Raw genomic sequence first — 8,523 nt, 5'->3', positions numbered from 1 at the left:
TCATTAATAATATTCAGAATTCAGAATAAAGAGAATTCCGGAAGGACGTTTTATTTCAAAAAAATAAAGTAATGATTAATTTAAATAAATATGGTTGGACTCCTGTACTGGACCAACAGAAACAAAATACAATACATTCAGCCTTATCACATGGGAGGATTACAATAGTACATCGTACCTGCTGTGAAGTTATTTCCAGAGACGGAATATTTCTGTGTGAACTGGCGGGAAATATGATGTTTGGTAAATCAGATGACGAATTGCCCTGTGTGGGAGATTGGGTGATCTTTCAGCCATTTGAAGAAAATAAAGGAATTATTGTTGATATGCTGCCGCGGGAAAAGACTTTATACCGTAAGAAAAACGGAACGTTGGCTGATAAGCAAATGATTGCATCTCATATAGATAAAGCATTTATAGTGCAAAGCCTTGATGATAATTTTAATGCACGCCGGGTGGAACGTTTTATGGTTCAGATAAAGGAAGAAAATATCAACCCTGTATTGGTGCTGAACAAATCCGATTTAGCTTTTGACAGAGAGAAAATTGATGAAGTAATTAAACATCTTTCCAATCAGTTACCGATATTTTTTACGAGTATTCATAATCCTGAAACTATTCTTCAGTTAAGGGAATCTATATCTGAGGGAGAAACGGTTGTATTTGTAGGTTCTTCAGGTGTTGGAAAGAGTTCACTTATCAATACACTTTGTGAGAGAACTGTCTTGTTGACTTCAGATATAAGTCAGTCTACAGGAAAAGGAAGACATACTTCTACCCGTAGGGAAATGGTATTACTGGAAGGCTCCGGTATTTTAATTGATACTCCCGGAATCCGTGAATTTGGTATTACAGTGGATGATTCCGGTTCACTGGAAGAGATATTGGATATTTCCGATTATACAGAACTTTGTCGTTTCAAAGACTGTACACATACCAATGAAGCCGGTTGTGCAGTTCTTAAAGCTGTACATGATGGAAATTTAGATATTAAGGTATATCAGAGCTACCTGAAACTTAAGCGGGAAGCATTGCATTTTTCTTCTTCCGAACATGAAAAACGTAAAAAGATGAGGGCTTTTTCAAAGATTGTAGAAGAAGCAAAAAATAACAAAGCGAATCGCTGATATCTATTGTAAAAATGCAGGTATTCCTTAGTTGGGATACCTGTATTTTTATGCATATTAATGAAGCAAAAGATTATATGGACTTTAATTGAAGGATTTTTTCAAGCTCTGTTATTAATGAGACCTGAGCTATATTAATCTTTTCTTTGGCTTTATCAACTATAAACCATTCCCATTGATCAACTTCCGGGATTTCCAGTTTTTTACCTGATCTTGGCGGCCAGTCTATTTCTGTAGTATTGCTGCTCAACTGAGAAGGATCAAGCTCCCCTTCCACTGCCCAGGCATGTACAGCCTTCCCTCCTTTTTGTTTAATTGGAGAAAGTTCTATAAAATTTCCCTGTATTGTTTTTCCGGTTTCTTCCTCGAATTCAATTAAAGCTCTTTCTAAAGGATCTTCCTCGGGAAGTATTTCTCCTTTGGGAATAGACCATGCCCCTATATCCTTATTTTTCCAGAAAGGACCTCCGGGATGGACCAGAAAAATAAACAGATCTGTTTTTTCTTTTCTGAATAATAAAATTCCAGCACTTGTTTTCATAAGAAAGAATTTTATTAAAGATAAGATCTTCCGGACATAATCAGGTCAAAAACCTTTTAAAATGTATAATTGTCTGTTTCACCTGTTTTATATTATTTTCAAATGTAAGGAGTACTTATTTTTGTCAAACATGACTTTTTATGCTAAAAAAATAATTCCTCTCCTATTTTTGTATTCGGTTATTGTATCAGCCCAGAAAAAAGATTCTTTAAGTTATAAAGCTTCTTATTCTAAGGATATGATGATTTCTTTGTATTCGTCCAATAACAATCTTTTCCTGAAAAATAATAATGTGCAGTTCAGCCCGAATAATTCACTGAATTTTGGAGCCGGAGTTTCTTTGAAAAATACGGTTCTGAACTTCAATTATGCATATGGATTTCTACCTTTAAAAAGCAAGAATATCTATGGGAAATCAACCATTACGGATCTTCAGATCCATCATTATGGGGAAAAACTGGTAGTGGATTTTCTTTGGCAAAAGTATAAAGGATTTTATAATGAGGAAAAGAAAGATATTAAAGTATATCCTGATCTTGCGGTTACTCAGCTGGGTGGAGAAATTTCTTATGTATTTAACAGGCATTTTTCTTCAAAAGCAGCTTTTGAACTGAGCGAAAAACAAATGATAAGTTCCGGCAGCTTTATTCTTGGAGGTGGAGTTTATTATCATTCCCTTAAAAATATACCTGAATTTTCAGAACAGAATGTGTTTCATAATTTTCAGATGGGAGCCAATGGAGGGTATGCTTATTCCTGGGTTATTAACGATCATTGGTTGATGACAGGGATGGCAACGCTGGGAGCAAATTTTGGAAATACCACAGATTTGCTTAAAGATTTTAAAATTAAGATTTATCCTACCGCTTTTGCGCGGGGTGCAGTTTCCTATCATAAAGAAAACTGGGCTGCTTCTTTCGGCTTCCTTCTTCATAATAAGGTAGTTTATACTATGAATAATGATCCTTTGAGTCTCTATAATCTTAATATGCAGATAATCTATGTACGGCAGATTGATAACCTTTTTAAAAAGAAAAAGAAGTTTTATCAAGAATAAGAATATGAAGGAATGATGTGATGGCTGTTAATCTCATTTTTTGTCCGTTTCAGATATAAAATCTTTATAACTAAATTCAGGTATAAATAAATTTGTTGCATAAAACGTAATGAGAAAATGAATTTAGAAGAATTTGTAAAATTAGATGAAGAGCTAGACCTGCTTTGTTTACCGGAAAGTGAGAAAGAGAAAAAACTCATACAGGTTATTGATCTGTTCAAATTTGTAGAATGTCTTTCATCATCTATTGAAATTATTAATTATGCAGATGATGACATCAATATCATAAAGAATAAAGGATTAAAAGCAGGGATCATTTTTTGTGATAATCTTCATTTTATCCATTTCAACTGTAATTACCAGAAAATACAGTTTTTTAAAAATAAATACCAGCTGGATGAGATTTGGTTTGTTTATGTTCTTGAACTGAATACCGATTACAGTCAGAAGAATATACAGCATTATATACAGAAATACAATTTACAGAAATATTATAACAGAACCTTTCTTTTTAATTTTTTTGGCTCTGATTTATCCGAAATAAAATAAACAGTTTTTGAATGAAAAATTTATTAAAATGCAGGTTGCTCTTTATCTGCAGTGCTATTCCTGTGCTTTCTTTTGCACAGATCTCAGATTCGTCAAATGTTTCAAAAAAAGTAGAATCTTATCTTCCAGAGAGGTTTCCCAGAGCCCGGACTTTTAATGTGGAGTATACCCAACTCATGCCCTATAAGTTTGACAGCCAGTTAAATAATGTTGATCTTCCTGAAAATAAGGTTAAAAATATGTACCATATAAAAGCTACAGCGAATATTAACCTTATGAGAAGAAATAATTGGTCAATCGGGACTACTCTTCTTTATAAATATACTTCTCTTGAAGTAGAGAATCCTGATCAGGTTTTTGGAATGCAGGAAAATAATAAAATGGATTTTCATTATCATACGGAATCTCTTAATTTTATGTACTATTCACGACTTTTCAATAAACCGGTCATCTATACTGTAAGTGCTATGGTAGACGGATCTGAGCAGCATTTTGAAAGGATAAAAGGAATGGCATCCGGTACATTGGTTCTAAAATCAACTCCTAAAACTAAAATGACATTAGGTGTAGTAGCCTTTGCCGATACGAGTATGAAAATTCCGGCATTTGTTACATTTACTTATGAGCATACCTTTAATAACGGCTGGGTAGCAGATATCATTCTTCCTCAGAAAGTGGAGCTCAGAAAGGATTTCTCTCAAAACAGTAGGCTTGCTATCGGAGGAGGAATGGAAGGGACTACATTTTACCTGTATCAGCCGGGAAAAACATATGAGTTCAGACAGATGGAAATTAATGGTGGGATCACCTATGAACATCGTTTTGGACCATTGATCGGAACAGTGAAAACAGGGGCGAAATTTATAGGTATGGCAAGGATATTTGATAAGAATGATACTTTTGAGGATTATTTTTATAAAGCTAATCCTAAACCTGCTTTTTATTTCAATATAGGTCTTTCGTATAATATTTTTGAGAGGTCAAAGAGATAATACACCATTTATTTGTTTAATTTTATAGAAGAAAACACACGATATTTCATATGTACAGTATCAATATGCATAAGATTGTAAACAGGGAGAGCCTGAAAGATGTTTATAAGATGAACTATCTTCTTTCAGTAGTAGTGTCTATTTTTTCCCTGCTTTTTTTATTGATTGGCGGAAAATATAAGTTTTCTATTCTTTTAATGGCTGTTAAGAGCGGTTGTTATTTCCTAACGGTGAGTTTTCTTCATGTGCTTATATTACGTTATTGCACTTACCAATTTGGAAATAATATTCAGAAATTCAAATTCTGGAGATATTTGTTGGGATTTAGTTTGGGTATTGCTTTATATCTTTTATTCTGGTTTATTTATGGATTATTTTTTGATGAGGGAACTCGTTTTAATGAGCTTTCAGGTATATTGCTTTATACGCTTATTGGAGCTATGATTAATACCATTATTTTTGTTTTACAGGATTTTGTGCTAGTACGTAATGCTAAAACCAGGACAGATCAGGAAAATTATTTATTACAGATCAGAAATGCCGAAGCCCAGAATTTAGTTTTAAAACAGCAGATTCAGCCTCATTTTTTATTCAATGCACTGAATACACTGAAGGTTCTTTATAAAAAAGACCCAGATATAGGAGAGCAATATCTTATCAGACTTTCCGATTTCTTACGGTTTACCATTTCACAGAATAATACTGCTATGGCAACTTTGGAAGATGAATTACTGGTGTGCAGAAATTATATGGAAATGCAGCAGATCAGGTTCGGAACCTCGCTTCATTGGGAAATTATTGTAGATCATGAAGATGCATTACAAAAACTAATTCCTTCTTTTTCTTTACAGCCTCTTTTGGAAAATGCTATTAAGCATAATGCACTGACTCCCCTTATTCCGCTTGATATTAAAATTATTCAGTATCAGGATGTTATAAAAGTTTCCAATAATATTAATGAAAAATCATATCACGAAAGTGGTTTGAAAAGTGGACTGATCAATCTTGCAGAAAGATACAGGCTTATGGCTGGTGATGATATTGAAATCCGGAATGACGGAAAAGTATTTTCTGTAAGCTTTAAACTATTATCCGAATGAAAATTGTAATTATAGAAGATGAAGATCTGGTAGCTGAAGATTTATTTTTAACCTTGAAACAAATCAGACCTGATATAGAACTGATGGCTTCATTAAGATCTGTTAAAGAATCGATTGAATATTTTTCCCACAATCCTTCTCCTGATTTAATTTTCAGTGATATACAGCTTGGCGACGGTCTTAGTTTTGAGATTTCCAATAGTATTGAAATAAATGTTCCGATCATTTTCTGTACTGCTTTTGATAACTATGCTATTAAAGCCTTTAAAACAAATGGGATTGATTATGTTCTGAAACCTTATTATAAGGCTTCTTTGGAAAAAGCACTCTCAAAATTTGATGGGTTAAAGACAATGCTGGTAAAGGATATTCAGCACCAGTATAACGTAGCTATGCAGACTCTTCAGAATTATCAACTGAAAGAAAGCGGTACATTTATGATCAAATACAGAGATCGTTTTTTACCTATAGATTTGAATAAAATTGTTTTGTTTTATATTGAAAACGAAATCAATCATTTAGTGACCCATACAGGGAAAATTTATTATATTCCTGAATCTCTTGAAGAAACAGAAAATAAGGTCAGTTCTGATTTTTTTCGTATCAATAGGCAGTTTCTTGTTAATAGGAATATGATAGAAGACGCCACTGAATATTTTCCAAGAAAACTGAAAATAAACCTTAAAATTCCTTTTGATAAAGAAATTATAGCCAGTAAGGAAAAGAGAAAAAAAATATTGGAATGGCTTCAGCAATGATTTTTACTTTAATCAAGAAATGGCAGAAAATAAGTTCTGCCATTTTTAATTGTGCTGTATATGATTTTACGGAGTCTGTGCCTTTTCATAAATCAGCCCCTCTGATTTTATCTCTTTCCAGAAATCCGAAGGAATCTCAGAATTTAAGGCATCTACATTGTCTTTCACCTGCTCAGGCTTACTGGCTCCGGGAATGATAGAAGAAAATTCATCTGCAGCTAATACAAAATGAAGTGCGGCATGAACAATATCAGTATTATATTTTCTGGCTATTTCATCAATTCTATCCCGCTTCTCCTTCATTCCTTTTGGAATGACATCCTTATAATTATAGCGATTTCTTCCTGCTATAAATCCGGAATTATATCCAGCTCCAGAAACAAGCTTTACTCCTGCTTTTTTTACAGCCGGAAGCAGCCGATCTACGGCATCTTCGTGTTCCAAAATAGAATATTGGGTAGCAGAAAGACAAATATCAGGATCAGCAGCTTCTATACAGTCTAAAATAGGTTCAATTTTATTGACACCCATTCCCCAGGCTTTAATAACTCCTTGATCACGTAAATTTGAAAGGACTTTAAAAGCCCCTTTCTTTGCCTGCTCTAAAAAATAAGGGTATCGGTCTCCTACCTGATCTTCTGATAGATCATGGATATAGACAATATCAATATAGCTCAGACCCGATCTTTCCAGGCTTTCTTCGATTGACCTTTTTATGGCATCAGAGGTATAATCATGTCTGAAGTCATAATGAAGTGGGTTTTTCCACATGGTAGGTGGAACTTCAGATTCAGGAACTTTGGTAAACAATCTCCCTACTTTTGTAGAGAAAATAAAGTCCTCCCTGTTCTGATTTTTCAGAAAATCGCCGAAACGCCTTTCGCTTTTGGTAAGTCCATACCAGGGGGAAGTGTCATAATACCTTATTCCAAGGTCCCAGGCTTTTTGTAAAATCTCATGAGCCTGTTCATCTGTAATATTTTCAAAGGCGGTTCCGATGGCTACCCCACCCAATCCTAATCTGTGTTGATCTGTTAGAATGTCTGTTTTCATATTGAATATTTTGTGGTTATCCCCAAAAGTACAAACATCATGCAGATTTCAATATATTAACAATAAATATATACCTTATTAATTTAAATATTACCTATTACAAACATATTTTCCAAGGTGGGAGTAGTATTCCCTCCTACTTTTTCAAGAGTAATTGCGAAAGCCTGGGCTTCTGGAATTTTTGAAAGAGCAATCCTGGTATCTTTTGAAGGCGTATACATTCCGGCATTTAAAGGTTTCCCGTCAGAAATAGCCCATAGCTGATACTGCATTCCCTCAGGAGGCTGTGGCAGGCCTTCAGCATTCAGATAGACTTCTTTAGTATTTTGATCCCAAAAAATTATGGCTTTTGAATCCGGATGCTTTTCTACTCCTTTTAAAATTATTAGCTGCATGTGTGAACCGGAGACAATTTTCCATTTTTCCTGCATTTTAAGTAAAGCAATATTTTTAGAATTTTTTTCCGTTGTTAGGTCTGCAATTTTTATCTTATCTTTTGACCTTTCATTTATCCATAAAAGGTTCCCCAGAATACTTATTAAAAATAATACAGAAGCTGCGATAGCATATTTTCTCCACATATTATCAGATGCTATGGCTGTTTCCCTTATATTAATTTCTGGAATATTACTGGATGGTTTTGTTTCCGTTTTTTGAGTATCATGTATTTTGGCCCATATGGTATATTTGAGATCTTCAGGAGGAGCTACTGATTGTAATAAAGCAAGATCTTCCAAGGTTTTTTGAGCTTCTTCAACACTAGTTTTTACTTCAGCGTTATTTTTCATTATACATTCCAGAATTGCCACTTCTTCTTTGGAAGCGAGTCCTAAGACAAAAGATTCTATAATTCCGGATGATATGTATTCTTTAGTGTTCACTTTCTTTTATTGATAATCTTTTAATAATTCCTTTAGTTTTATTAATGCATTTCGCATTTTAGTTTTTACGGTTCCTAATGGTATATTTAGTTTTTCGGAAATTTCGTTTTGTGTATATCCTTGATAATAAGCAAGATCAATTAATTGTTGCTTATCTGGTTCCAGACTGTTCAAGATATTTTTAAACCCAATAAAATCAGAAGATTGATATTCGGTAGAAAGTTCTGCAGTATTATATACGAAATCGGGAATACTTTGGTTTTTAAGCCCATTTTGGAAGCTTTTTGACTTCAGATAGTCTATAGCAGTATTCCGGGCAATATTGATCATCCAGGTATAGAATCTTCCTTTTGTTTTGTCGTATTGGTTAATGGAATTCCATATTTTCATAAAAACATCCTGAATAATTTCTTCAGTATATTCTTTTGATTGCACAATTCGGAGTATGACACCATACAATGCACC

General features: G+C 33.8%; 10 protein-coding genes. 6 read left to right on the top strand and 4 right to left on the bottom strand.

Annotated features, from left to right (window positions below; translation table 11 throughout):
- The first annotated feature begins 71 nt into the window (after positions 1 to 71).
- The gene (gene rsgA / locus Q0A18_RS05390; protein ID WP_292009153.1) at positions 72 to 1,127 is read left to right on the top strand and encodes a ribosome small subunit-dependent GTPase A; all 1,056 of its coding nucleotides are present in this window, start codon (positions 72 to 74) and stop codon (positions 1,125 to 1,127) included.
- 73 nt (positions 1,128 to 1,200) lie between these two features.
- On the opposite strand, the gene Q0A18_RS05385 is transcribed toward rsgA, so the two are convergent.
- Positions 1,201 to 1,668, bottom strand: a complete 468-nt coding sequence (locus tag Q0A18_RS05385) for an NUDIX domain-containing protein (RefSeq protein ID WP_292009152.1) — start codon at positions 1,666 to 1,668, stop codon at positions 1,201 to 1,203.
- 169 nt (positions 1,669 to 1,837) lie between these two features.
- On the opposite strand from Q0A18_RS05385, the gene Q0A18_RS05380 reads away from it, so the two are divergent.
- From Q0A18_RS05380 to Q0A18_RS05360, 5 genes are all read left to right on the top strand, one after another.
- The gene (locus tag Q0A18_RS05380; RefSeq protein WP_292009151.1) at positions 1,838 to 2,725 is read left to right on the top strand and encodes a DUF4421 family protein; all 888 of its coding nucleotides are present in this window, start codon (positions 1,838 to 1,840) and stop codon (positions 2,723 to 2,725) included.
- Between the two features lie 117 nt (positions 2,726 to 2,842).
- Positions 2,843 to 3,274 carry a hypothetical protein gene (locus tag Q0A18_RS05375; RefSeq protein WP_292009150.1) on the top strand — a complete coding sequence of 144 codons (432 nt, stop codon included), beginning with the start codon at positions 2,843 to 2,845 and terminating at the stop codon, positions 3,272 to 3,274.
- Between the two features lie 11 nt (positions 3,275 to 3,285).
- Positions 3,286 to 4,266, top strand: coding sequence for a DUF6268 family outer membrane beta-barrel protein (locus Q0A18_RS05370; protein ID WP_292009149.1), 981 nt, complete (start codon positions 3,286 to 3,288; stop codon positions 4,264 to 4,266).
- Between the two features lie 65 nt (positions 4,267 to 4,331).
- Positions 4,332 to 5,366, top strand: coding sequence for a histidine kinase (locus tag Q0A18_RS05365; RefSeq protein ID WP_292009148.1), 1,035 nt, complete (start codon positions 4,332 to 4,334; stop codon positions 5,364 to 5,366).
- Positions 5,363 to 6,124, top strand: coding sequence for a LytTR family DNA-binding domain-containing protein (locus tag Q0A18_RS05360; protein ID WP_292009147.1), 762 nt, complete (start codon positions 5,363 to 5,365; stop codon positions 6,122 to 6,124). Before Q0A18_RS05365 ends, Q0A18_RS05360 begins: the two co-directional genes overlap by 4 nt.
- A gap of 66 nt (positions 6,125 to 6,190) precedes the next feature.
- On the opposite strand, the gene Q0A18_RS05355 is transcribed toward Q0A18_RS05360, so the two are convergent.
- From Q0A18_RS05355 to Q0A18_RS05345, 3 genes are all read right to left on the bottom strand, one after another.
- Entirely contained in the window at positions 6,191 to 7,177 is a 987-nt protein-coding gene (locus Q0A18_RS05355; RefSeq protein ID WP_292009146.1) for an aldo/keto reductase, read from the bottom strand.
- An 83-nt stretch (positions 7,178 to 7,260) separates the two neighbouring features.
- On the bottom strand, positions 7,261 to 8,058 hold the full coding sequence (locus Q0A18_RS05350) for an anti-sigma factor (protein WP_292009145.1): 798 nt from the start codon (positions 8,056 to 8,058) through the stop codon (positions 7,261 to 7,263).
- Positions 8,059 to 8,064: 6 nt separating this feature from the next.
- Positions 8,065 to 8,523 (bottom strand): sigma-70 family RNA polymerase sigma factor (locus Q0A18_RS05345; RefSeq protein ID WP_292009144.1); only part of this gene is annotated, 459 nt, incomplete at its 5' end.

It is taken from the genome of Chryseobacterium sp., assembly GCF_022712095.1.
Classification (GTDB): domain Bacteria; phylum Bacteroidota; class Bacteroidia; order Flavobacteriales; family Weeksellaceae; genus Chryseobacterium.
This window is presented reverse-complemented; position numbering and strand designations above follow the sequence as displayed.

Excerpts from the sequence above, each read along its gene's own strand:
- rsgA (WP_292009153.1), top strand. The coding sequence starts at position 72 with ATGATTAATTTAAATAAATATGGTTGGACTCCTGTACTGGACCAACAG.
- Q0A18_RS05365 (WP_292009148.1), top strand. The coding sequence starts at position 4,332 with ATGCATAAGATTGTAAACAGGGAGAGCCTGAAAGATGTTTATAAGATG.
- Q0A18_RS05360 (WP_292009147.1), top strand. The coding sequence starts at position 5,363 with ATGAAAATTGTAATTATAGAAGATGAAGATCTGGTAGCTGAAGATTTA.
- Q0A18_RS05355 (WP_292009146.1), bottom strand. The coding sequence starts at position 7,177 with ATGAAAACAGACATTCTAACAGATCAACACAGATTAGGATTGGGTGGG.
- Q0A18_RS05370 (WP_292009149.1), top strand. The coding sequence starts at position 3,286 with ATGAAAAATTTATTAAAATGCAGGTTGCTCTTTATCTGCAGTGCTATT.
- Q0A18_RS05385 (WP_292009152.1), bottom strand. The coding sequence starts at position 1,668 with ATGAAAACAAGTGCTGGAATTTTATTATTCAGAAAAGAAAAAACAGAT.
- Q0A18_RS05375 (WP_292009150.1), top strand. The coding sequence starts at position 2,843 with ATGAATTTAGAAGAATTTGTAAAATTAGATGAAGAGCTAGACCTGCTT.